The sequence below is a fragment of the Mycolicibacterium agri genome (assembly GCF_002553505.1).
GTDB classification, from domain to species: domain Bacteria; phylum Actinomycetota; class Actinomycetes; order Mycobacteriales; family Mycobacteriaceae; genus Mycobacterium; species Mycobacterium agri.
The window spans coordinates 120899-142294 of the sequence record NZ_PDCP01000001.1 but is presented as its reverse complement, the minus strand read 5'-3'; the positions used below and the strand labels follow the sequence as shown (position 1 = coordinate 142294).

Annotated in this window: 24 protein-coding genes; 15 read left to right on the top strand and 9 right to left on the bottom strand. The window is 66.9% G+C overall.

The window, feature by feature from the left end; genetic code table 11:
• Window positions 1-11: 11 nt before the first annotated feature.
• Both CQY20_RS00705 and CQY20_RS00700 read right to left on the bottom strand, forming a co-directional pair.
• Window positions 12-917 carry an SDR family oxidoreductase gene (locus tag CQY20_RS00705; protein WP_097937716.1) on the bottom strand — a complete coding sequence of 302 codons (906 nt, stop codon included), beginning with the start codon at window positions 915-917 and terminating at the stop codon, window positions 12-14.
• 63 nt (window positions 918-980) lie between these two features.
• Window positions 981-1772 (bottom strand): SDR family oxidoreductase, encoded by a 792-nt coding sequence (locus CQY20_RS00700; protein ID WP_097937715.1) that lies wholly within the window; start codon window positions 1770-1772, stop codon window positions 981-983.
• Between the two features lie 81 nt (window positions 1773-1853).
• Between CQY20_RS00700 and echA20 the strand changes: the two genes are divergently transcribed.
• The 6 genes from echA20 (at window position 1854) to CQY20_RS00670 (ending at window position 6804) form a co-directional block, all read left to right on the top strand.
• Window positions 1854-2612, top strand: coding sequence for a (7aS)-7a-methyl-1,5-dioxo-2,3,5,6,7,7a-hexahydro-1H-indene-carboxyl-CoA hydrolase (gene echA20 / locus CQY20_RS00695; RefSeq protein ID WP_097937714.1), 759 nt, complete (start codon window positions 1854-1856; stop codon window positions 2610-2612).
• On the top strand, window positions 2609-3484 hold the full coding sequence (gene ipdA, locus CQY20_RS00690) for a cholesterol ring-cleaving hydrolase subunit IpdA (protein WP_097937713.1): 876 nt from the start codon (window positions 2609-2611) through the stop codon (window positions 3482-3484). The genes echA20 and ipdA overlap by 4 nt, the downstream gene beginning before the upstream one ends.
• Window positions 3484-4230, top strand: coding sequence for a cholesterol ring-cleaving hydrolase subunit IpdB (ipdB, locus tag CQY20_RS00685; protein ID WP_163701239.1), 747 nt, complete (start codon window positions 3484-3486; stop codon window positions 4228-4230). Before ipdA ends, ipdB begins: the two co-directional genes overlap by 1 nt.
• Window positions 4227-5291 carry a (3aS,4S,5R,7aS)-5-hydroxy-7a-methyl-1-oxo-octahydro-1H-indene-4-carboxyl-CoA dehydrogenase gene (gene ipdC, locus CQY20_RS00680; RefSeq protein ID WP_097937711.1) on the top strand — a complete coding sequence of 355 codons (1065 nt, stop codon included), beginning with the start codon at window positions 4227-4229 and terminating at the stop codon, window positions 5289-5291. The genes ipdB and ipdC overlap by 4 nt, the downstream gene beginning before the upstream one ends.
• Window positions 5292-5419: 128 nt before the next feature.
• Window positions 5420-6067, top strand: a complete 648-nt coding sequence (locus tag CQY20_RS00675; protein WP_097937710.1) for a SatD family protein — start codon at window positions 5420-5422, stop codon at window positions 6065-6067.
• On the top strand, window positions 6064-6804 hold the full coding sequence (locus CQY20_RS00670; RefSeq protein WP_097937709.1) for a hypothetical protein: 741 nt from the start codon (window positions 6064-6066) through the stop codon (window positions 6802-6804). The genes CQY20_RS00675 and CQY20_RS00670 overlap by 4 nt, the downstream gene beginning before the upstream one ends.
• Before the next feature lie 7 nt (window positions 6805-6811).
• Here CQY20_RS00670 and CQY20_RS00665 read toward each other — a convergent pair whose 3' ends face one another.
• From CQY20_RS00665 to CQY20_RS00655, 3 genes are all read right to left on the bottom strand, one after another.
• Window positions 6812-7102 carry a Dabb family protein gene (locus tag CQY20_RS00665; RefSeq protein ID WP_097937708.1) on the bottom strand — a complete coding sequence of 97 codons (291 nt, stop codon included), beginning with the start codon at window positions 7100-7102 and terminating at the stop codon, window positions 6812-6814.
• Window positions 7099-8172, bottom strand: coding sequence for a zinc-dependent alcohol dehydrogenase (locus tag CQY20_RS00660; protein WP_097937707.1), 1074 nt, complete (start codon window positions 8170-8172; stop codon window positions 7099-7101). The genes CQY20_RS00665 and CQY20_RS00660 overlap by 4 nt, the downstream gene beginning before the upstream one ends.
• 64 nt (window positions 8173-8236) lie before the next feature.
• On the bottom strand, window positions 8237-9370 hold the full coding sequence (locus CQY20_RS00655) for a DUF3500 domain-containing protein (protein ID WP_207767231.1): 1134 nt from the start codon (window positions 9368-9370) through the stop codon (window positions 8237-8239).
• A gap of 113 nt (window positions 9371-9483) precedes the next feature.
• Here CQY20_RS00655 and CQY20_RS00650 point away from each other — a divergent pair, with 113 nt between their 5' ends.
• Both CQY20_RS00650 and CQY20_RS00645 read left to right on the top strand, forming a co-directional pair.
• Window positions 9484-10161, top strand: a complete 678-nt coding sequence (locus CQY20_RS00650; protein ID WP_097937706.1) for a GntR family transcriptional regulator — start codon at window positions 9484-9486, stop codon at window positions 10159-10161.
• Between the two features lie 100 nt (window positions 10162-10261).
• A complete protein-coding gene (locus CQY20_RS00645; protein ID WP_097937705.1) occupies window positions 10262-11257 on the top strand; it encodes a Gfo/Idh/MocA family protein in 996 nt (331 codons plus the stop codon).
• An 11-nt stretch (window positions 11258-11268) separates the two neighbouring features.
• Here the strand turns inward: CQY20_RS00645 and fadA6 are convergent, their stop codons facing one another.
• Both fadA6 and kstR2 read right to left on the bottom strand, forming a co-directional pair.
• Complete coding sequence (gene fadA6 / locus CQY20_RS00640; RefSeq protein ID WP_097937704.1) at window positions 11269-12438, bottom strand: steroid 3-ketoacyl-CoA thiolase FadA6; 1170 nt, start codon at window positions 12436-12438, stop codon at window positions 11269-11271.
• Window positions 12439-13044 carry a TetR family transcriptional regulator KstR2 gene (gene kstR2 / locus CQY20_RS00635; protein WP_272938788.1) on the bottom strand — a complete coding sequence of 202 codons (606 nt, stop codon included), beginning with the start codon at window positions 13042-13044 and terminating at the stop codon, window positions 12439-12441.
• Window positions 13045-13280: 236 nt separating this feature from the next.
• Between kstR2 and CQY20_RS00630 the strand changes: the two genes are divergently transcribed.
• From CQY20_RS00630 to CQY20_RS00600, 7 genes are read left to right on the top strand one after another with little or no spacing between them, the layout of a single operon-like run.
• The gene (locus tag CQY20_RS00630) at window positions 13281-14324 is read left to right on the top strand and encodes an ABC transporter substrate-binding protein (RefSeq protein WP_097937703.1); all 1044 of its coding nucleotides are present in this window, start codon (window positions 13281-13283) and stop codon (window positions 14322-14324) included.
• A gap of 10 nt (window positions 14325-14334) precedes the next feature.
• Complete coding sequence (locus CQY20_RS00625; protein WP_097937702.1) at window positions 14335-15204, top strand: ABC transporter permease; 870 nt, start codon at window positions 14335-14337, stop codon at window positions 15202-15204.
• A complete protein-coding gene (locus CQY20_RS00620; RefSeq protein ID WP_097937701.1) occupies window positions 15201-16007 on the top strand; it encodes an ABC transporter permease in 807 nt (268 codons plus the stop codon). The genes CQY20_RS00625 and CQY20_RS00620 overlap by 4 nt, the downstream gene beginning before the upstream one ends.
• Before the next feature lie 4 nt (window positions 16008-16011).
• Window positions 16012-16791: an ABC transporter ATP-binding protein gene (locus CQY20_RS00615; RefSeq protein WP_097937700.1), complete on the top strand. Its 780-nt coding sequence runs from the start codon at window positions 16012-16014 to the stop codon at window positions 16789-16791.
• Complete coding sequence (locus CQY20_RS00610; RefSeq protein ID WP_097937699.1) at window positions 16792-17484, top strand: Dabb family protein; 693 nt, start codon at window positions 16792-16794, stop codon at window positions 17482-17484.
• A 7-nt stretch (window positions 17485-17491) separates the two neighbouring features.
• Window positions 17492-18472: an amidohydrolase family protein gene (locus tag CQY20_RS00605; RefSeq protein WP_163701242.1), complete on the top strand. Its 981-nt coding sequence runs from the start codon at window positions 17492-17494 to the stop codon at window positions 18470-18472.
• Window positions 18473-18474: 2 nt separating this feature from the next.
• A complete protein-coding gene (locus CQY20_RS00600; protein WP_163701245.1) occupies window positions 18475-19452 on the top strand; it encodes an amidohydrolase family protein in 978 nt (325 codons plus the stop codon).
• Here the strand turns inward: CQY20_RS00600 and ipdF are convergent.
• A complete protein-coding gene (gene ipdF, locus CQY20_RS00595) occupies window positions 19449-20237 on the bottom strand; it encodes a (5R,7aS)-5-hydroxy-7a-methyl-1-oxo-2,3,5,6,7,7a-hexahydro-1H-indene-carboxyl-CoA reductase (protein ID WP_097937696.1) in 789 nt (262 codons plus the stop codon). The two genes, CQY20_RS00600 and ipdF, sit on opposite strands and share 4 nt — an antisense overlap.
• Window positions 20234-21382, bottom strand: coding sequence for an acyl-CoA dehydrogenase IpdE1 (gene ipdE1, locus CQY20_RS00590; protein WP_097937695.1), 1149 nt, complete (start codon window positions 21380-21382; stop codon window positions 20234-20236). Before ipdE1 ends, ipdF begins: the two co-directional genes overlap by 4 nt.
• Window positions 21383-21396 lie beyond the last annotated feature (14 nt).

Genomic DNA, 21396 nt, shown 5'->3' with positions numbered 1-21396 from the left:
GAGCGCGCCCGTCAGGCGCCGAACACCGGCACCGGCGGGCGCGCCTTCGCGAGGAGGTCGGCCACCACGGGACCGATCTCGACGGGTTCCCAGCGGGCCCCCTTGTCCACCTCGGGTCCGTGCGCCCAACCTTCGGCGACGCGGATGATGCCGCCCTCGACCTCGAACATCCGGCCGGTGACGTCACGCGACTCGGCGCTGCCCAGCCAGACCACCAGCGGGGAAATGTTTTCGGGCGCCATGGAATCGAACTCTTTGTCCTGGGTCGCCATCATTTCGGCGAAGACCTTCTCGGTCATCCGGGTGCGCGCCGACGGCGCGATCGCGTTCACAGTGACGCCGTAGCGGTCCATCTCCGCGGCGCCGACCAACGTCAGGGCGGCGATGCCCGCCTTGGCGGCGCTGTAATTCGCCTGCCCGACGCTGCCCTGCAGGCCCGCGCCCGAACTCGTGTTGATGATCCGGGCGTCGGGAGTGTTGCCCGCCTTGGACTGCGCCCGCCAGTACGCCGCCGCGTGCCGCATGGTCGCGAAGTGCCCCTTGAGATGCACCGCGATCACCGCGTCGAACTCTTCTTCGGTGGTGTTGGCGAACATCCGGTCGCGGACGATGCCCGCGTTGTTGACCAGGACGTCGAGGCGGCCGAAGGCGTCGACGGCGGTCTGGATGAGCCCTTCCGCCTCAGCCCAGTCGGCGACATTGGCGCCGCTGGCGACGGCTTCGCCTCCGGCAGCGGTGATTTCGTCGACCACGCTCTGGGCGGCGCTGCCGCCGCTGGCCGGTGTCCCGTCGAGTCCGACCCCGATGTCGTTCACCACCACGCGCGCGCCTTCGGCGGCGAACGCCAGCGCATGCGCGCGTCCGATGCCGCCGCCGGCACCGGTCACGATGACCACACGGCCGTCGAGCAGTCCCATATCTTCTCCTTGGTCGGTCCGGGTTGGGTAAACGCGGTTGTGTAAAGGCGATTGTGTAAAGGCCTAGCCGAGATCGGCTTTCGTGGTGGCCAGATAGTGTGGCGGTTCGCCGCCGCCGTGCACCTCGAGCGATGCACCGCTGATGTAGGACGCCGCTTCTGACGCGAGAAATGCTGCGGCCCAACCGACGTCGGCCGGTTTGGCGAGCCTGCCCAGCGGCACGTTCTTGGAGATCGCGGCGATCGAGTCCGCATCGCCGTAGAACAGTTCGGACTGTTCGGTCTCGACCATGCCGACGACGACCGAGTTCACCCGCACCTTCGGCCCCCATTCCACCGCGAGGGTGCTCGTGATGCTCTCCACGCCCGCCTTTGCGGCGCCGTAGGCGACGGTCCCCGGTGTGGGGCGTCGGCCGCTGACGCTGGCCACGTTGACGATCACGCCGCCGCTGTCCTGTGTCTGCATTACGGCGTTCGCGTGCGTCGAAACCGACAGCGGGCCAAGCAGGTTGAGCTCGACGATCTTGCGGCTGAACTTGGCCGACGCCTCGGCGGACGCGACGTAGGGCGATCCGCCCGCATTGTTGACGACCACGTCGAGCCGGCCGTGGGCCGCCGCGATGGCGTCGATCAGCGCCTTGACCGAATCGTCGTCGCGCACGTCGCAGGAGTGGAACTCGTATGGCGATCCCTCGACCGGACGCCTCGCGCACGTCACGACCGTTGCGCCCTGGGCCGCGAAGACGCCGCTGATCCCGGCGCCCACCCCCCGGACGCCGCCGGTCACGAGAACGACTCGACCGTCGAGTCGGAGATTGATGCCGGCCAAACCAGCACTGTCAGCCGTGTCGGTCACTGTGCTAGCGTACCAAGCAAGTGCTTGCTTAGGCAGCCGACCCCTGCGGGGGAGCCCCAGGGACCGACCCAGGAGTTGTCGATGACGATCACCACGAAGACGGTCGAGCCGGGAATCGTCTCGGTCACCGTCGACTACCCGCCGGTCAACGCGATCCCGTCGCGGGGCTGGTTCGAACTGGCCGACGCGATCACCGCCGCGGGCCGCGACCAGTCCACCCACGTGGTGATCCTGCGCGCCGAGGGGCGGGGGTTCAACGCGGGCGTCGACATCAAGGAGATGCAGAACACCGAGGGCTTCACGGCCCTCATCGACGCCAACCGGGGATGCTTCGAGGCGTTCCGCGCGGTCTACGAGTGCGCGGTGCCTGTGGTGGCCGCAGTCAACGGGTTCTGCGTGGGCGGCGGCATCGGCCTGGTCGGCAACGCCGACGTGATCGTCGCCTCCGACGACGCGACGTTCGGCCTGCCCGAGGTCGAGCGCGGCGCGCTCGGCGCCGCAACGCACCTGTCGCGACTGGTGCCCCAGCACCTGATGCGCAGGCTGTTCTTCACCGCGGCCACCGTGGACGCAGCGACCCTGCACCACTTCGGTTCGGTGCACGAGGTGGTGCCGCGCGCCGACCTCGACGAGGCCGCGCTGCGGGTGGCGCGCGACATCGCCGCCAAGGACACCCGCGTCATCAGAGCCGCCAAAGAGGCGTTGAACTTCATCGACGTGCAGAACGTGAACACCAGTTACCGCATGGAGCAAGGCTTTACGTTCGAGCTCAACCTCTCCGGGGTCTCCGACGAGCATCGTGACGCGTTCGCCGGGACGAAGAAGGGGTCGGCCAGGTGACAGACAAAAGGACGACGCTGGACGAGGCTGTCGCCTCGATCGAGAGCGGGATGACGATCGGCATCGGCGGCTGGGGTTCGCGGCGCAAGCCGATGGCGTTCGTGCGCGCGCTGCTGCGCACCGACGTCACCGACCTGACCGTCGTCACCTACGGCGGACCCGACATCGGTCTGCTGTGCTCGGCCGGCAAGGTCAAGCGGGTCTACTACGGTTTCGTCTCGCTGGATTCGCCGCCGTTCTACGACCCGTGGTTCTCCAAGGCGCGCACCAGCGGCTCGATCGAGTCGCGCGAGATGGACGAGGGCATGCTGCGCTGCGGTTTGCAGGCTGCCGCGCAACGGCTTGCCTTCCTGCCTATCCGCGCCGGCCTCGGCAGCGACGTGCGCGCGTTCTGGGGCGAGGAGTTGAAGACCGTCACGTCCCCCTACCCCACCGACGGCGGCTACGAAGAGCTCATCGCGATGCCCGCGCTCAACCTCGACGCGGCGTTCGTGCACATGAACCTCGGCGATGAGCAGGGCAACGCCGCCTACACCGGGATCGACCCCTACTTCGACGATCTGTACCTGATGGCCGCAAAGCGGCGGTTCCTGTCCGTCGAGCGGGTGGTGCCGACCGAGGAGCTGGTGAAATCGGTTCCGCCGCAGGCGTTGCTGGTCAACCGGATGATGGTGGACAGCGTGGTCGAGGCCCCCAACGGGGCGCACTTCACCACCGCCGAACCGGACTACAAGCGTGACGAGAAGTTCCAGCGCCACTACGCCGAGTCGGCGGCGTCCGACGAGACCTGGCAGCAGTTCGTTCGCACCTACCTGTCGGGCGACGAGGCCGACTACCAGGCCGCGGTCCGCAAGTTTGGAGAGCAGCAGTGATGTCGGTGACCCGTGCCGAGGTGTGTGCCGTCGCGTGCGCCGAATTGTTCCGCGACGCAGGTGAAATCATGGTCAGCCCGATGACGACCATGGTGTCGGTCGGTGCCCGGCTGGCCCGGCTGACCTTCTCGCCCGACATCCTGCTGACCGACGGCGAGGCTCGCCTGCTGGCCGACACGCCGGCGATCGGCGCGGCCGGTGCGATCGAGGGCTGGATGCCGTTCGGCCGGGTTTTCGAGACGTTGGCGTGGGGCCGACGCCATGTGGTGATGGGCGCCAACCAGATCGACCGGTTCGGCAACCAGAACCTCTCGGCGTTCGGGCCGTTGCAGCATCCGAGGCGGCAGATGTTCGGCGTGCGGGGCGCTCCTGGCAACACCATCAATCACGCGACCAGCTACTGGGTGGGCAACCACTCGAAGCGGGTGTTCTGCGATCGCGTCGACGTGGTGTCCGGAATCGGCTGGGACAAGGTCGATCCCGACAACCCCGCGTTTCGGTTCGTCAACGTGTACCGGGTGGTGTCGAATCTCGGCGTGTTCGACTTCAACGGCCCGGATCACACCATGCGCGCGGTGTCACTGCACCCCGGTGTCGATCCGGACAGGGTGCGGGAGAACACCTCGTTCGAGATCGCCGGGCTGGACGATGCCGCCGAGACCCGGCTGCCGACCGACGACGAACTGAAGCTTATCCGTGAGGCGATCGACCCCAAGTCGCTGCGGGACAAGGAGATCCGCGGATGAGCAGGCTGCGGACGCCGTTGACCGAGCTGGTCGGCATCGAGCATCCGGTGGTGCAGACCGGCATGGGCTGGGTGGCCGGTGCACGGCTGGTTTCGGCGACGGCCAATGCGGGCGGCCTCGGCATTCTCGCGTCGGCGACGATGACGCTCGACGAGCTGCAGACCGCCGTCACGAAGGTGAAGGCCGCGACCGACAAACCGTTCGGCATCAACATCCGCGCCGACGCGGGCGACGCAGGCGACCGGGTGGACCTGCTCATCCGCGAGGGCGTCAAGGTCGCGTCGTTCGCGTTGGCCCCCAAACCCGATCTGATAGCCAAGCTCAAAGAAGCCGGCGTGGTGGTGATTCCGTCGGTCGGTGCGGCCAAGCATGCCAAGAAGGTCGCGGGCTGGGGCGCCGACGCGGTGATCGTGCAGGGCGGCGAGGGCGGAGGCCACACCGGACCCGTCGCGACGACGCTGCTGCTGCCGTCGGTGCTCGACGCGGTCGACATTCCGGTGGTGGCCGCGGGCGGCTTCTTCGACGGCAGGGGCCTTGCCGCCGCGCTGTCCTACGGCGCCGCCGGTGTCGCGATGGGCACACGGTTCCTGTTGACGTCGGATTCGACGGTTCCCGACGAGGTCAAGCAGCGCTACCTGCAGGCCGGACTCGACGGCACCGTGGTGTCCACCCGCGTCGACGGCATGCCGCACCGGGTGCTGCGCACCGGTCTGGTCGAGAAACTCGAAAGCGGTTCGCGGCTGCGCGGGTTCACCGCGGCGGTGCGCAACGCGCAGAAGTTCAAGAAGATGTCGCACATGACGTGGCGGTCGATGATCAAAGACGGCCTCGAGATGCGTCACGGCAAGGAACTTTCGTGGTCTCAGGTGGTGATGGCGGCCAACACCCCGATGCTGCTGAAGGCGGGCCTCGTCGAGGGCAACACCGAGGCGGGCGTGCTGGCGTCGGGCCAGGTGGCCGGCATCCTCGGCGATCTGCCGTCGTGCGCGGAGTTGATCGAGTCGATCGTCGGCGACGCGGTCAAGCACCTGCGGGCCGCCTCAGGACACATCGTCGACTAGACAGACGCTGCAGCGCGATTCCGGGTTCCTTCGCCGGAATCGGCCTGATCACCACGGTCCTACCTGAGACGGATCGCTGTTATGAAGCTATGACCTTCATTGACCAATAATGAAGCTATAGTCTTCATATGAGCCGGATGAAGTCCAGCCCTTCATTGCGGGCTACGTTGATCGGCGACGTGGTCGGGTCCCGCACGGTCGCCGACCGCGCCGCGGCCCACCGCCTGCTCAACGATGCCCTGAGCGACCTGGCCGGCGAGGCACTCGACCCGCCCGCCTTCACGGTCGGCGACGAGTTCCAGGGCGCGTTCACCAGCGTCGGCCGCGCCATCGACGCAACGCTTTCGCTGCGGTTGGCCGTCGCGCCCGACATCGACGTGCGCTTCGGCATCGGCTGGGGCGAAGTCACCGTGCTCGATGAGGCTTCGGGAATCCAAGACGGCCCCGGCTGGTGGGCCGCGCGCGAGGCGATCGAGTGGACCGCGTCAGCGCAGCGGCAGCCCGGCCTCGCGCTCGTGCGGACCTCGTTTCGGGCCGGCGCCGACACCCGCGCCGACGTGGCGTCGATCAACGCCGCGCTGATTTGTCGGGACCACCTGATTGGATCGTTGAACGACCGATCGAGGCGGATTGTGAAGGCACTGTTGCAGAACCAAACCAAGAAGGACATCGCCGCGGCCGAGGGCATCAGCCCGTCGGCGGTGTCTCAGCGCGCCGGTCGCGACGGTCTCGACTTGCTTGTGCTCGCAAGCGAATACCTGCGGGGCGTGCCATGAGCGCGGTGGCGGTCATGCTGATCGCGATGGGTGTCGCCGACGCGGTCCGGCGGCTGATCCGCCCGGTCTGGGTGCCGGTGGTGTTGGCGCCCGTCGTCGTCATCGTCTGCGCGGTGCTGGCCGGCCTGTGGCACCTCGGCGACCTTGCGTTGTTGGCCGTCGCGGCCGCGGCGAGCGCCGGCTGGGTGATGCTCGGCGCCCGCGCCGAGCGCACCGGCGCTCACCAGGGTGCGCCGCTGGCGGTGGTCGCCCTGGCGATGGCGACGCTGATCGTGTTGTCCGGCTGGGCTTCTGATGTGGGCGGGCTGGTCGCGCGGTGGTCGTCGTGGGTCGACGTACCCGCCGTCGGCGACATGGACCCGACTCGCCTGCTGATGATCGTCGGCGCTGCGCTGCTGCAGATCGTCACCGGCAACCAGCTGGTGCGGCTGGTACTAGGCTCGGTCGGTGCGGTCAAGCCCGAGGGTCAGCCGCAGGCGTCGGACAAGCTCAAGGGCGGGCGACTGCTCGGCCCGATGGAGCGGCTGCTGATCTACGGGCTGGGGCTGGCCGGACAGCTCGCCGCGGCCACCGCCGTCGTCGCGGCCAAGAGCATCATCCGATTCCCGGAGATCAACGCGCAGAAGGCGTTTCAGAACGGCAACATCATCGGCATCGACGACGTCACCGAGTACTTCCTCGTCGGCAGCTTCGCCAGCTGGATCATCGCGCTGGGCGGCCTCGCGCTGGCGCAGTGAGCGGCGGCTAGACCGTCGACTCGAAGTCGAAGCAGATGTGTTCCTGGGTTACCTGGCGGTTGTAGGCCACCACTTCCCTGTGGATCGGGTGTGCCTCGTAGGCGTCGAGGTCCTCTCTGGTGTCGAACGTGATGCGCATGCACACGTCGAAACCTCGCGACCGAGCGCCGAAGTTGCGCCCGAGCGAGAACTCCCGAACGCCCGGAACATGCTGCAGCTCCGCGAGTTTGGCGAATAGCTCTTTCTCCTCATCGGCGTCGAGATCCGGCGCCTTGAACGCGATCACATGGTCGATCACGGGATGAACACCACCTTCATCGGTTTGCCTTGCCGACTGCGCAGCATGTCGAAACCCGCTTGAATCTCGTCCAGCGGGAACCGGTGAGTGACCAACCGCTCGCCGCTGATCAGACCGGCGGCGGCGAGCTGCAACGCGCGGCCGACGGCCCGACGGCCCTCACCGCGCGCGGTGAACAGCGAGATCTCCTCGCGGTTGGCGAAACTCAGGTCGAACGAGACCGGGTCCTTGTAGAAGGCCAGGATCAACAGCTTGCCGCCCCTGCGCAACATCTGCAGACCCTGATTGGGAGTGTCCGGATGACCGGACGACTCGATCACCATGTCGGCGCCCCGCCCGCCGGTCAGCCTTCGCACCTCGGCGACCGGGTCGTGCGTCACGGCGTTGACGACCTCGGTGGCGCCGAGCGCGGCGGCGAGATCGAGGCGTTCCTGGCGGGTGCCGACCACGATGACGTTGGTCGCGCCCAGCGCCCGCACCGTCTGCGCGGTCATGATGCCGACCGGGCCGGGACCGATCACGACGACGGTGTCACCGGCGATCAGGCCGCCGACGCGGTCCAGCCCGTAGACCGAAGTGCCTGCGGTCGAAATCAGCACCGACTCTTCCCAGCTGAGGTTGTCGGGCAGCGGGTAGATGCAGCTGACGTTGTGCACGACATATTCGGCGAACCCGCCGTCGCGGGTGAAACCCGTTGCACTGTGTCCCTTTTCGGCGTCGCCGTAGTTCTCGCACGCCGTGTAGGAGCCGGTAAGGCAGTTGCGGCAGCGGCCGCAGCCGTGGTGGACGTGGATGGCGACACGTGTCCCGATGTCGACCTCGTCGACGCCTGCGCCGCGGGCGACGACCGTGCCCGTCCACTCGTGGCCGGGGGTGAACGACCCGTAGGGCGGCTGGCCCGGGAACGGCTCACTCTGGATGGCGACGTCGGTGCCGCACGCGCCGCACATGGCCACCTGAACGAGCACTTCGTCGTGCGCGGGCCGCGGCACCGGTTTCTCGACCACCCGCAGATCATTGGGCCCGAACAAGACGGCGGCACGCATGACGTCGGGAACCTCGACCACCACACCGCCTCTCCACTACTTTATAAATTGTAGAAAACAGTACCGCAGAGGCGCGTCGTGCGACGGGTCAATGGGGGTGATTGCTCCGGTGGGCGGCCAGCGCGTCGAAGCCGAAGTCGCTCTCGGGGCGGCGCCACACGGAGTGCGCGTGGTTGGCGTGGCGCTGCGTGTTGTCGTATTCCACGAGCAGGTCCGGCCCGTGGATCCGGTAGTAGTGCGGGCTGCCGCTGACCAGCGGGCCCGCCCAACCGAAGTGGACGCCGTCCAGCGACTCCGGGGTGCGCGGCAGCACACCCTCGGGTGCCCTCGACTCGTACGCCGCGACGAGTTCGTAGAGCAGCCCCCGCTGGTCGGCGGTCATGTCCGCGGCGGCCAGCCCGGACGGTGTGGCCCGAATGGCGAGCCTGTGGTGGTCGTCGGCGTGATAGCCCGAACCCGCTTCGGCGCGCTGGTCGATGACCTCGGCGAGGTCGCGTATGCGCGAGTCGTCAAGCAGCCGGCCCCAGAGCTTTTCGTCGTTCATGTGGATCATCTCGGCCGGCCCGTTCAGCCGCGCGCGGTTGCCGCTGATGATGTCGCTCGGGGCGGAGGGATGCAGCAGCGCCGTGCGCAACTGGTTCTCGCTCAGCGTGTCGACCAACGACCTGGCCAGCTCCTCGACCGCCCGCAGCGGCGCCAGTTCCCCTCCTGCCAGCAGTGGCGAACGCGCGGGGTCCGCGCCGATGAAGCACGGCGTCGCCGACACCAGCCCTCCGTCGACGATCACGTAGTTCAACGAGACGTGGTGGCCGCCGAAGCGCCATCCCCAGCGCTGGCTGCCCGGCTCGCCGAACACTCGGATCCAGTACAGGCCGGGGTCGCGGCCGCGTTCGCGGCCCCAGTCGCGCTGCCAGCCCTCGATGCGGTCGAGCACGTTCTCCAGCCCGATGACCGCGGCCACGGTGTTGTACGCCGGGCCGGACAACCCCTCCGCGACCAGCCGCATGGTCAGCTGTTGCTGCGTCGGGCGCTGCGCGTTGAGCGGAAGGCCGCCGTGGTCGGTCGGCGTGTAGAACCACGTGGTGCGGTCGGTGTCGTCCCATGACCGGACGACATCGGCGCGTTGAGCGGGGCTGCACGACTCGAGAAGGGTCGCGGCCAACTCGGCCATCATGGCGCCGGCCTGCTGTCCAGGTGTGGGTTTCGCCGGGCTGCCAGACATGATGCTGTATTCTATAGAAGGGCGAACCGGCTGGTCACGCAGGGGTTCACGGCGTGTGCCCAGCGAGCGAGTCACCCGGCAAACGCTCAACGGCAACGACGAAACGAGGGGCTATGACAGTCGCTGCGCCGCGAACTGCCCACTCCTATGCCTATGAAGCGTTGCGCAACCGCATCCTCACCGGCGAGCTGGCGCCGGGCGCACCGCTCATCCAAGCCACCCTGGCCAAGGATCTCGGTGTGAGCATGACGCCGGTGCGTGAAGCGCTGCGCGACCTCGCCACCGAAGGCCTGGTCACGCTGCTTCCGCACAAGGGCGCGGCGGTGACGTCACTGGATCTCGCCGACGCCAGGGAAATTCACACCATTCGCCTCAAGCTCGAACCCGACGCCACCCGGCTGGCCGTGGACAACGTGACGCTGGACGTTCTCAACCGCGCCGAAGAGCTGTACGCGGACATGTCGCAGAAGGCCGACCACAGCTGGGTGGTGTGCAATCGCGACTTTCACAAGCTGCTGATCTCGCCTGCCCCGTCGCCGCGCCTGGTCGGCATCCTCAGTTCACTGCTCGAAGCGGCGGCGCTGTACGTGCCGTTGGCGATCACCCACCGCGTCGGTCCCGACCCGCAGGTCGAACACCGAGCGATCCTGGACGCCTATCTGCGCCGCGATCCCGAGGCCGCCGCGGAAGCGGTCGCCACCCATATCCGGTCCAGCATTCACTCGCTGGAGTTCGACGCCGACGAGGACGCCGGCGAAGACGCGACCGCGGACGACCACCCAGCTACCTAGCCGGTAGAGTCTCCAAGGGGTTTCACAGCAACCTGCCAAACAATCTCAGCCGCCATGAGATATAAATTATGAAACTCTACGGGCTTGGATCGGAGCGCGCATGACTGTCGGTTGGGGCATCATCGGGATAGGCAAGATCGCCGACATAGCCATCGCGCCCGCCATCGCCGCCGACGAACAGAGCACCCTGGCGGCGGTGTGCAGCCGAGACCCCGGGCGGGCCAAGGCGTTCGCCGACAAGCACGGGGCGGCCGCCGGGTGCGACGACTATGCCGAGATGCTGCGTGATCCCAGCGTCGACGCGGTGTACATCGGCTCCCCCAACGGCCTGCATGCCGAGCACGCGCTGGCGGCGCTCGAGGCGGGCAAGCACGTGCTGGTGGACAAGCCGCTGGCACTCGACGTGGCCGACGCGCGCGCCATCGTGGCGGCCGCCGATGCCGCAAATGTGCGGTTGAGCACGGGATTTCACCTGCGGCACAAAGCCACAGCCCGCGCCGCCAGGGATGCGATCGCGGCGGGCAGGCTCGGCGCCGTCTTCTATGCCGAGATGGCGTGCGGTGCGGGCAAGGGCCTCTTCCCGTACGACACGTGGCGCGCCGACCCGAAGCTGTCGGGCGGCGGCACGCTGCTGCACCAAGGCGTGCACGCGGTCGATCTGGTCGCGTACCTCTGCGACCGCCCCGTGGTCGAAGTCACCGCCATGACCGACAAGTCCGGCGCCGAGGATGTTTTCGTCGGCAGCTGCCGACTGGCCGACGGGACGCTCGCCAACATCGCATCGCACAGTTTGCGGATGGGAACCCGGCCTGACTGGACGGTGTTCGGCACGGACGGCTGGCTCGACGCCAGGGGCGGCACCAGCCCGGCGCCGGGAGACACGCTCGACCTGCACGACGACGACGGCACGAGCCGGCTGGCGACGACGACGTCGGCGGCGTACGACGCCGAGGTCAGCGATTTCGCCGCGGCCGTCGCCTCCGGTCAGGAGCCGGCCGCCTCCGGCCGGGACGGCCTGCGCGCGGTGGCGGTCGCCGAGGCGCTCTATCGGGCCGCGGCGCAGGGGCGCAGCGTGCAGGTGCAGATCATCGATTAGCGGCTGGACGCCTAGAGCCGCTCGATGATCGTGACGTTGGCGGTGCCGCCGCCCTCGCACATCGTCTGCAGACCGTAGCGGCCGCCGGTGCGCTCCAACTCGTTGAGCATGGTGGCGAAAAGCTTTGCGCCCGTTGCACCCAACGGATGGCCAAGTGCGATCGCGCCACCGTTCGGGTTGACCTTCTCCGGGTCGGCCTTGATCTCCTTGAGCCAGGCGATCACCACCGGCGCGAAGGCCTCGTTGATCTCGACGGTGTCGATGTCGTCGATGGCCAGCCCGGTCTTCTCCAGCGCGTAGCGCGTCGCCGGGATCGGGCCGGTCAGCATGAACACCGGGTCGGCGCCACGCGCGCTGACGTGGTGGATGCGGGCGCGCGGCTTGAGGTTGTGCTCCTTGACGGCCTGCTCGGAGGCGAGCAGCACCGCGCTCGCGCCATCGGAGATCTGGCTGGCCATCGCGGCGGTCAACCTGCCGCCCTCGACGAGCGTCTTGAGCCCGGCCATCTTCTCCAGCGAGGTGTCGCGCGGGCCTTCGTCGGTGACGAACGCGGACCCGTCGACGTCGACGGGGATGATCTCGTTCTCGAAGTGTCCGGCGCGGATCGCCTCCTGGGCGCGCTGGTGGCTGGTGAGCGCGTACTCCTCCATCTCCTCGCGGGAGATGTTCCACTTCTCGGCGATGAGCTCGGCGCCACGGAACTGCGAGATCTCCTGGTCGCCGTAACGGTGCAGCCAGTTCTTCGACTCGTTGGTCGGTGAGGTGAAGCCGAACTGTTCGGCGACCGTCATCGCCGACGAGATCGGGATCAGGGTCATGTTCTGCATGCCGCCGGCCACGATGAGGTCGGCCGTGCCGGACATGATCGCTTGTGCGCCAAAGGAAATCGCCTGCTGGCTGGAACCGCACTGCCGGTCGACGGTGACGCCGGGCACCTCTTCGGGGTAGCCCGCGGCCAGCCACGAGAGCCGCGCGATGTTGCCCGCCTGGGGGCCGATGGCATCGACGCAGCCGGCGATCACGTCGTCGACCGCGCCGGGATCGACGTCGACGCGGTCGAACAGCCCGCGCCATGCCGTGGCGCCGAGGTCGACCGGATGCAGGCTGGCCAGCGATCCGTTGCGCTTCCCGACTGCGGTGCGTACGGCGTCGATGACGTATGCCTGCGGGGTTGCCGCCATTTACTTGTCTCCTTTTGAAGTGCCGGCCGTGATGCCGCCGAGAACGATAGAGAGGTATTGCTCGCCGACCTGTTTCGCGGTCAGCGGGCCGCCTGGCTGATACCAGCGGACCGAAACCCAGGTGGTGTCGCGGATGAACCGGTACACGAGGTCGACGTCGATATCGGGGCGGAAGTAGCCCTCCTCGATGCCCTGGTTGAGCAGGTCCAGCCACATCTTGCGCTGTTGCTTGTTGCGCTCCTCGACGTAGGCGAACCGCGACTGCCCGGACAGCCGCTTGGCCTCGTCCTGGTAGATGACCACCTGTGCGTGCCGATGCTCGATGGCCTCGAACGAGGCCATGAACAGTCCCTTGAGCCGCTCCAGCGGATTGGGCTCGGTTTCGACGATCTGCTGGTAGCGCTCGAACAGCCAGTCCAAAAACCCGCGCAGCAGCTCGTCGACCATCTGTTCCTTGGACGAGAAGTGGTGATACAGGCTGCCGGACAGGATGCCCGCGGAGTCGGCGATGTCGCGGACCGTGGTGGCGCGCAGACCGCGTTCGGCGAACATGGTCGCGGCGAGGTCGAGAAGCTCCTCGCGACGAGTCAGCGCTGCTTTATCCACCACTAGAGAATAGCAACCAAGCGCTTGCTAGGTAACCGTGCTGGCCTCGATCGGGTGTCGTTTCGCAGCGTTTACACAACGGCAACTCAGGAAGATCGAAATTCCCATAATTTATAGGATCTGTCGTTCTATAGTTTATGGCGGCAGCCAGAGGCCGACGGCTGCGCGGCCTGTACAGGCGTTTTGTCACCGACGACTGTGGCAGCCGCCCGGCGGTACACGCAGGAGGTCCATCCATGAAGAAGGCGACAACGTCACTCTTGGCTGCACTGAGCGCGGGCGTCCTGCTCGCCGCCGGCTGCAGCGGTCCGCAGGGCGACTCGCAGACCGCCGAAGGCGGGGAGGACGGCGTCATCCGCTTCACCTTCTCGCCCGATCCGGCCTGGGACTGGATTCAGGATCAGGGCATCCTCGAGGAGATGGAGAAGGACTCCGGGTTCCGGATCCTGCAGACCGTGACGTGGGACGAATACGGTCAGTTCGCAGGCGGACACGCCGACGTCGTCTCCATCGGCACCTACGAGCTACAGAACCTCGAACAGGAAACCGGCGTCAAGACAGTCACTTTCGGCAAGTTCAACAAGGCCAAGGACGTATTGATCACGGCTAACCCGGACTGGAAGACGGTCTCCGACATGCCGAAGGGCTGCAAGATCGCCGGCGAGTCACCGGTCGGCAACACCCTGATCTGGATGGCGCTGCTCAAGCAGATGGACAACCGCGAACTCGCCGAGAACGGCGACGACCTCAATCTCGTCACCGCCGACTACCAGGTGATTCCGCAGCTTGTGCTCAACAATGAGGTGTGCGCGGCGTTTGCCGATCCCACGCAGTCGATTCCGGAGTTCGCCTCCGGCCAGCTGAACATCATGTACGACGGCCGCTCGGCCTCCGAGTTGTTCGGCGAGATCATGGAACCCGGCCACGAAGGCGTGATGAGCAACCTCTTCACCGCCCGCAAGGAGTGGTACGACTCGCACCAGGAGGAGGCGGCGTTCTTCCTCAAGGTGTGGCAGCGGGCCTTGGACGAATGGGCCGAGCACCGCGAGGAGATCATCGACGAGTACCCGCAGCACTTCGCCGTGAAGAACGAGGAAGAGGCGAAGTGGATGAAGAACTACTTCAACACCGCGTTCGACTGGTTCGTCGAATCCCCCTATCTGACCCAGGAGTGGATCGACCAGGAGAAGAAGATCTTCCAGCTGCTCAAGGACGCCGGGGTGGTCAACCCCGACCAGCCCGATCCCGAGATGGTCGTCATCCAGCCCTCGAAATCCTGACGCACTTGTGATGTCACTGGCCCCGTCCACGCGTCGGCTCCTCGCCTCGCAGTTCTACTCGCTGGCGGGAATCGCGACGTTCATCGGGATCTGGGCGTACGCCTCCTCACGGATGGAGCCCTACGTCCTGCCGTCGCCGTTGACGGTCGGGAAACGGATGATCGAACTGGCCCAGTCGGGCGCCGTCCTGACGAACTTCCTCGACAGCCTGTGGCGCACGATCCTCGGGTGGCTCATCGCCGTCGTCCTCGGCTCGGTGATCGGCTTCCTGATGGGCCGCTTCCGCTACGCCAGGGCGTTCTTCCACGACCTCATCTATCTGGCTGCGAACGTCCCGCTGATCGTCTATGCGATCGTGGCGATCATCGTGTTCGGCATCAGCGGGATGGGGCCGACGTCGGTGGTGATCCTGTTCGTGCTGCCGAGCATCGCGCTCAACGTCGCGGCGGGCATGATGTCGGTCGATCCCGACCTGGTGGGAATGAGCAAGGCGTTCAACCGGAGTCGCTTCGACCTCGCCCGGCATGTGGTGATCCCGACCGTGATGCCGTTCGCGTTTGCGGCGGGGCGGGTGTCGTTCGCCGACTCCTGGAAGCTGGCTGCCCTCGTCGAAACCTTCGGCGGGTCAAGCGGTGTGGGCTATCAGATCGGCCGGTCCTATCACCTGTTCTCGGTGCGCGACGTGTTGGCGTGGATGTGCTTCTTCGTCATCTTCGTTGTCCTGCTGGAGCGCCTGGTGCTGGTCAACGCCGAGCACCGAATTTTCCGGTGGCGGGCCGACACACCGCAGCGTGGCCGGCGGTGGCGCGGCGCCAGCAAGGCCGCCGCGCCTGCCGAACCGGTCAGCACCTCTGCCGCTGAAACGGTGGTGCGCAAATGACTGCGACCGCAACCAGATCGGCCGCCCCATCGCGTAGTTGGGCGGCGTGGCTGACCTCCGACGTGGCCGCGCGCTACACCGCCCGCCTGCTCATGCTGGTGCTGTGGCAGGCGATCGGCGCGCTGTCCACCCGCATTCCCACCCCGCTCGGGACCATCGAGTTCCTGATCGACGAGATGATGCGCGGGGAGTTCTGGCCGCACCTCACCTGGACCCTGCGCCGCGCGGCGATTTCGCTGTCGGTGGTGTTGGTGCTCGGCATCGCGATCGGGTGGGCGATGGGACGATGGTGGCGCGTCGGCGCCTACTTCCGCGACGTCGTGACGATCATGCTCGCGCTGCCCGCCTTCATCTGGGCGCTGCTGTCGGCCATGTGGTGGGGCTTCTCGGAGGTGGGCCCGTTCGTCGTTCCGGTGCTGGCGGCGACGCCGATGCTCGTCGCATCCACCTATGAGGGCGCAAAGTCGTTGCCGCAACCGCTGATTGCGATGTCGACGGCGTACCGCGTTCCCAAGGCGCGCTTCTTCGGCTGGCTGGTGCTTCCCGCGATGGCGCCCTACATATTCGCCGGGTTCCGGTATGCGGTGCTGGCCGGGTGGGGCGCGTTGTCGCTGGTCGAGTTCTTCGCCAGTAACTGGGGCGCGGGCTATCGCGCCGCGTTCTGGTATGACGCAGGCAATTTCAACGGGTTGATGGGCTGGGGGTTGGTCGAGATCGTCGTCATCCTCGCCGTCGACCGGCTCGTGCTCGAACGCCTCGCGCGTCGCTCGCGGCGCTGGCAGGAGGGAACCGAAAGATGGTGAGCTCATGGCGACACTGGTAGCCGACCACGTCACCAAGATCTACGAACCGACCGGTCGCGGGCAGACCGCGGTGCAAGCCATCTCGGACTTCGGCTTCGAGGCTTCCGGGCACACGTTCGTCTGCCTGGTCGGGCCGTCCGGCTGCGGCAAGAGCACCTTCCTCAACCTGGTATCCGGCGTGGAGAAACCGACTTCGGGTGCCGTCACGGTGACAGGTGCGCACAAGAACGCGCGGATCGGATACGTCTTCCAGGATCCGCGGCTGCTGCCGTGGCGGACCGTGCTGGACAACATGATCTACGTGCACGACGAGGGTGACCGCAAGACGCGGCGGCAACGGTGCATGCGGTTTTTGGAGATGGTCGACCTCGCCCACGCCGCGGACATGTACCCGGCGCAGTTGTCCGGCGGCATGCGACAGCGCATCGGCATCGCCCGCGCGCTGTCGATCGAACCGGACCTACTGCTGATGGACGAGCCGTTCAGCCATCTCGACGCCATCACCGCCCGCAGCCTGCGTACCGAATTGCAGGAGCTGTGGCAGGCCTCCGGCGCAACGGTGCTGTTCGTCACTCACGACGTCAACGAGGCGGTGCAGCTGTCCGACCGAATCCTGATGATGAACAAGGGAGGAACGCTGTATGCCGACATCCCGATCAACCTGCCCCGCCCCCGCCTGCAGACCGACCGCGCCGTGGTCACCCAGCAGGCCGACGTTCTTGCCCTGTTCGAGCAGATGCGCGCCGAGCCCGTCGGCGCCGAACCAGAAGGAGCTAACCACTAAATGCTGCGCCATTCCGCTTTCTTCATGTTCCGCGAGGAGACCACGCTCGAGCAGGCGGTCCAGATGCTCAAGGGTCTGGCCTACATGCGATTCGCCTGCCCCAGCGTGCGCGCTCTGGACTTCGGCCTCGACGAGTTCGGTGGCTCGGCGCTGCTGCGGGAGGTCAAGCCGTGGAAACGTCAACCCCGCTGGCGCAGCCGCAAACTCGGCCCCGCCGTGAGCTACGACGTTGCACTGCATCTGGACTTCGACGACCAGGCCGGCATGGACGCCTACAACACCGACGACGTCCACCATGAAGTCGCCGTGTACAACGCCTCCATCTGCCGCGGCGAGGAAACGGCGCGCGTCGACTGGTGGTACGACGGCCCGCCGCTGATCACCAAGAACCAGTACAAGCACGCCGCGATGTTCGTGTGGGCCGATGAAGCCGACGAGGCGTCGCGGGCGGCCGCACTCGACGCCGTCAAGGCGCTGGAGACCCTGCCGGAGGTGCAACAGGTGACGATCGGCAAGAACATCGGCACTCTGACAACGGATTTCGACGGCATCATCGACATCCGCTGCGCCGATAAGGCCGACGCCGAGAAGCTGATCTCCGGCGAACAGTACACGCAGGCGATGAAGCAGCTGGGCGAGGTGACCCAGTACGAGTGGATGGCCAGGCTCACCCATCAGATGCACGGAATGTGAGGCCCGATTGCCGCGCATCATTGACGTCCACGCCCATGTGACACCGCGCTGCTTCAGCGACGCGGTGCTCGCGGGAAACGACTGGCACGGCATGACTTCCGATGACGGCGAGCTGCACAACCCGATGAATCTGTGGAACCTCGATCAGCGGATCGAGGCGATGGACGCCGATGGCATCGACGTACAACTGACCTCGCCGACGGACGTGTTCTACCAGTACCACCAAAAGCCCGCCGTCACCGCGAGAATCGCCGCCGAGGTGAATGACGAAGTCGCCTCGATGGTTCGGGATCGGCCCACGCGGATCGCCGGGCTGGCGACGGTGCCCATGCAGGACACCGACCTCGCGGTCGCCGAGCTCACCAGGTCCATCCGCGACCTCGGCCTGCGCGGTGTGATGATCGACGATCACGTCAACGGCGTGACCTACGACGACCCGCGATTCGACGCGTTCTGGGAGGCGGCCGCCGAACTCGGCGCGCTGATCTTCGTTCACCAGTACGCGCCGACGTCGGTGCAGGCCCGCATCGACAAGTACTTCTTCTTCAACTCGATCGGCAACCTGGTCGACCGGACCATCACGTTCGGCGCGCTGGTGTACGGCGGGGTGATGGATCGCTATCCGGATCTCAAGGTGTGCCTCGGACATGCCGGCGGCTACACCGCTTTCGCCCTGGACCGCATGGACCAGGGTTGGCGCGCGTTTCCGTCGATGCGGGGCGCTACAACAGGTCCACCGAGCAGCTACGCCAGGCGATTCACCTACGACGCCGTCACCTATGAGGCGCGCACGCTGCGCTACCTCGTCGACGTGGTCGGCGCGGACCGGGTGGTGCTCGGCACCGACTGGCCGGCCCCCATGCGGGTGCTCGACCCGGTCAAACGGCTGTCGGCGATCGGCGTGCTGACCGAAGACGAAATCGAGTCCATCCTGCGTGGCACGGCTGCCATGCTGCTGGGCGACCCCACTAGCAGAGAGGTCGAATAACGGTGCCCGTCATCGATGTTCACTCACACGTCACCCCGCCCAGCTTCCGCGAGTCGGTGCTCGACGGCGGAACCTGGCACACGCTGACCGACGAGATCGGTGAACTGGAGATCCCGGAGTTCTCCATCGCGCCGAAGGACCGGATCGCCAAGATGGACGCCGCTGGCATCGACATGCACGTGCTGACCGTCAACAACGACTTCTACCGCTACGAACTCGATCCCGGGCTCACGCAGGAGATCGCCCGCGCCTGCAACGAGGAGATCGGCGCGATGATCGCCGAGTACCCCGACCGGTTCACCGGCTTGGCGACGGTGCCGATGCAGGACATCGAGCGGGCCATCGCCGAGATGGACTTCGCGATGACGCACCTCGGATATCGCGGTGTCACGATCAACGACCACGTCAACGGCGTCACGCTCGACGACCCGCGTTTCTACCCGTTCTGGGAAGCGGTGGAATCGCTTGGCGCCGTGGTGTTCTTCCACCAGTGCGGGCCCACGCTGGTGAAGGCGCGCACCACCCGCTACGCCCTGCCCAACAGCATCGGCAACCTCGTCGACCGCGCCGTCACGTTCGGCACGCTGGTGTTCGGCGGCATCATGGACCGCTACCCCGACCTCAAGATCTGCCTCGCCCATGCGGGCGGATATGCGCCGTTCGGTGTGGCCAGGATGGACAAGACCTGGCGCGCCGCCGATATGGGCGTCCCGGAGTTCGTCGACGCGAAGCTGCCGAGGCCGCCCAGCGAGTACCTCTCGCGGTTCTATTACGACTCCTGCACCTACACCGAGGCGACGCTGCGGTTCCTGATCGACGCGGTCGGGATCGACCGTGTCGTGCTCGGCACCGACTATCCGGCGCCGATGGTGCAGGAGGACCCGGTCGGGTGGCTGGAGAAGATGCCTGGCATCAGCGAGGCCGAGCGCACCGCGATTCTGTCCACCAATCCCGCCAGGATGCTCGGCATCGACGCCTAAGCGCGCTGGCTCGACACCGAAATGACTTCTCCGGTCAGGTAACTGGAGTAGTCGCTGGCCAGGAACGCGATGGTGGCGGCGACTTCCCACGGCTCTGCGGCCCGGCCGAACGCCTCGCCTTCGGCCAGCCGGTCCAGCAACTCGGACGAACTGGTCTTCTCCAGGAACTTGTGCCGCGCGATGCTCGGCGACACGGCGTTGATCCGCACCCCGTACTCGACGGCCTCGATCGCACTGCACCGCGTCAACGCCATCACGCCCGCCTTGGCCGCGGCATAGTGCGACTGGGAATGTTGTGCACGCCAACCTAATACGCTGGCATTGTTGACGATGACGCCGCCGTGGTCGGCGTCGCGGAAGTACCGCAGCGCGGCGCGGGTGGCGCGCATCACCGACGTCAGCGTCACATCCATCACCCGGTCCCACTCTTCGTCGGTCATGTCGACGACCGGAGTCTGCCCGCCGAGACCCGCGTTGTTGACGAGCACGTCCAGCCGGCCCATCCGCGCGGTCGTCGACGCGATCAGAGCATCGACCTGAGCGGTCGACGTCACGTCGCACACCACGCTTTCCACTCGGCCCAATCCCATGCCGGTCAGCTGATCCTTGGTTTCACCCAGCCGGCGCTCGTGGTGGTCGGAGACGACGACGTCGGCGCCCTCCAGCAGGGCGCGCCTCGCCACCGCAGAGCCGATGCCGGTGCCCGCCGCGGCGGTCACGACGACGACCTTGCCGGTCAGAAGCCCGTGTCCGTCAATCTCTTTCGGCGGTTCGGAAAGATTCATCCTTTTAGCTCCCGGGGAAGGCCGAGCACGCGCTCGGCGATGATGTTGCGCTGGATCTCGTTGGATCCGCCGTAGATCGTGTCGGCGCGGGAGAACAGATACAGCCGCTGCCAGTCGTCGAAGTCGCCGTCGGTCAGCGTCAGCCCCTCACGGCCCAGCACGTCCATGGCGATCTCGCCCAGCTCGCGATGCCAGTTCGCCCACAACAACTTCGACACCGAATCCTGACCGGGCTGCTCCTTGTCCATCGTGGCCAACGCATACGAGCGCATGGTGCGCAGGCCCAGCCAGGACCGGGCGAGCCGCTCGCGGATCAACGGATCGTCGACCGCGCCGGTGCGCTTGGCCAGCTCGGCGATGCCGGAAAGCTCACGCGCGTACTCGATCTGCTGACCGAGCGTCGACACGCCGCGCTCGAAGGTCAGCGTCCCCATCGCGACCCGCCAGCCGTCGCCGGGCGCCCCGACCACCAGATCGGCGTCGGTGCGGGCGTTGTCGAAGAACACCTCGTTGAATTCCGAATCGCCGGTCAGCTGCACGATGGGCCGCACCTCGACGCCCGGCTGGTCCAGCGGCACAAGCAGATACGACAGTCCGGCGTGGCGTTTGGAGCCCTTCTCGGTGCGGGCCACCACGAAGCACCACTGCGCCCAGTGCGCCAGCGACGTCCACACCTTCTGTCCGTTGATCAGCCACTGATCGCCGTCGAGTTCGGCCGTCGTCGACACGTTGGCCAGATCACTGCCCGCGCCCGGCTCCGAGTACCCCTGACACCACAGCTCGGTGACGTCGCGGATCTTCGGCAGGAACCGCTTCTGCTGCTCGGGCGTGCCGAAGGCGATCAGCGTCGGCCCGAGCAGTTCCTCACCGAAGTGGTTGACCTTGGCGGGCGCGTCCGCGATCGCGTACTCCTCGTAAAACGCCACCCGATGGGCGACCGAGAGGCCGCGGCCGCCGTGCTCTTCCGGCCACCCCAGACACGTGTAACCGGCGGCCGCCAGATGCTGGTTCCACGCCCGTCGTTCCTCGAACGCCACATTGTCGTGCCCCGGCCCGCCGAGGCCCTTGAGCGCGGCGAATTCGCCGACCAGGTTGTCGGCCAGCCACTCGCGGACCTCGGCCCGGAACTCCTGGACCTCTATCACCCCTGTAGGCTAAC

What these genes read in the sequence shown, in the direction of transcription:
- fadA6 (WP_097937704.1), bottom strand. Translation starts at nt 12,438, where the DNA reads ATGGCGGCAACCCCGCAGGCATACGTCATCGACGCCGTACGCACCGCA.
- CQY20_RS00705 (WP_097937716.1), bottom strand. Translation starts at nt 917, where the DNA reads ATGGGACTGCTCGACGGCCGTGTGGTCATCGTGACCGGTGCCGGCGGC.
- ipdB (WP_163701239.1), top strand. Translation starts at nt 3,484, where the DNA reads ATGTCGGTGACCCGTGCCGAGGTGTGTGCCGTCGCGTGCGCCGAATTG.
- CQY20_RS00615 (WP_097937700.1), top strand. Translation starts at nt 16,012, where the DNA reads ATGGCGACACTGGTAGCCGACCACGTCACCAAGATCTACGAACCGACC.
- CQY20_RS00645 (WP_097937705.1), top strand. Translation starts at nt 10,262, where the DNA reads ATGACTGTCGGTTGGGGCATCATCGGGATAGGCAAGATCGCCGACATA.
- ipdC (WP_097937711.1), top strand. Translation starts at nt 4,227, where the DNA reads ATGAGCAGGCTGCGGACGCCGTTGACCGAGCTGGTCGGCATCGAGCAT.
- CQY20_RS00625 (WP_097937702.1), top strand. Translation starts at nt 14,335, where the DNA reads ATGTCACTGGCCCCGTCCACGCGTCGGCTCCTCGCCTCGCAGTTCTAC.
- CQY20_RS00675 (WP_097937710.1), top strand. Translation starts at nt 5,420, where the DNA reads ATGAGCCGGATGAAGTCCAGCCCTTCATTGCGGGCTACGTTGATCGGC.
- ipdF (WP_097937696.1), bottom strand. Translation starts at nt 20,237, where the DNA reads ATGAATCTTTCCGAACCGCCGAAAGAGATTGACGGACACGGGCTTCTG.
- CQY20_RS00620 (WP_097937701.1), top strand. Translation starts at nt 15,201, where the DNA reads ATGACTGCGACCGCAACCAGATCGGCCGCCCCATCGCGTAGTTGGGCG.
- CQY20_RS00670 (WP_097937709.1), top strand. Translation starts at nt 6,064, where the DNA reads ATGAGCGCGGTGGCGGTCATGCTGATCGCGATGGGTGTCGCCGACGCG.
- echA20 (WP_097937714.1), top strand. Translation starts at nt 1,854, where the DNA reads ATGACGATCACCACGAAGACGGTCGAGCCGGGAATCGTCTCGGTCACC.
- CQY20_RS00630 (WP_097937703.1), top strand. Translation starts at nt 13,281, where the DNA reads ATGAAGAAGGCGACAACGTCACTCTTGGCTGCACTGAGCGCGGGCGTC.
- CQY20_RS00655 (WP_207767231.1), bottom strand. Translation starts at nt 9,370, where the DNA reads ATGTCTGGCAGCCCGGCGAAACCCACACCTGGACAGCAGGCCGGCGCC.
- CQY20_RS00650 (WP_097937706.1), top strand. Translation starts at nt 9,484, where the DNA reads ATGACAGTCGCTGCGCCGCGAACTGCCCACTCCTATGCCTATGAAGCG.
- CQY20_RS00610 (WP_097937699.1), top strand. Translation starts at nt 16,792, where the DNA reads ATGCTGCGCCATTCCGCTTTCTTCATGTTCCGCGAGGAGACCACGCTC.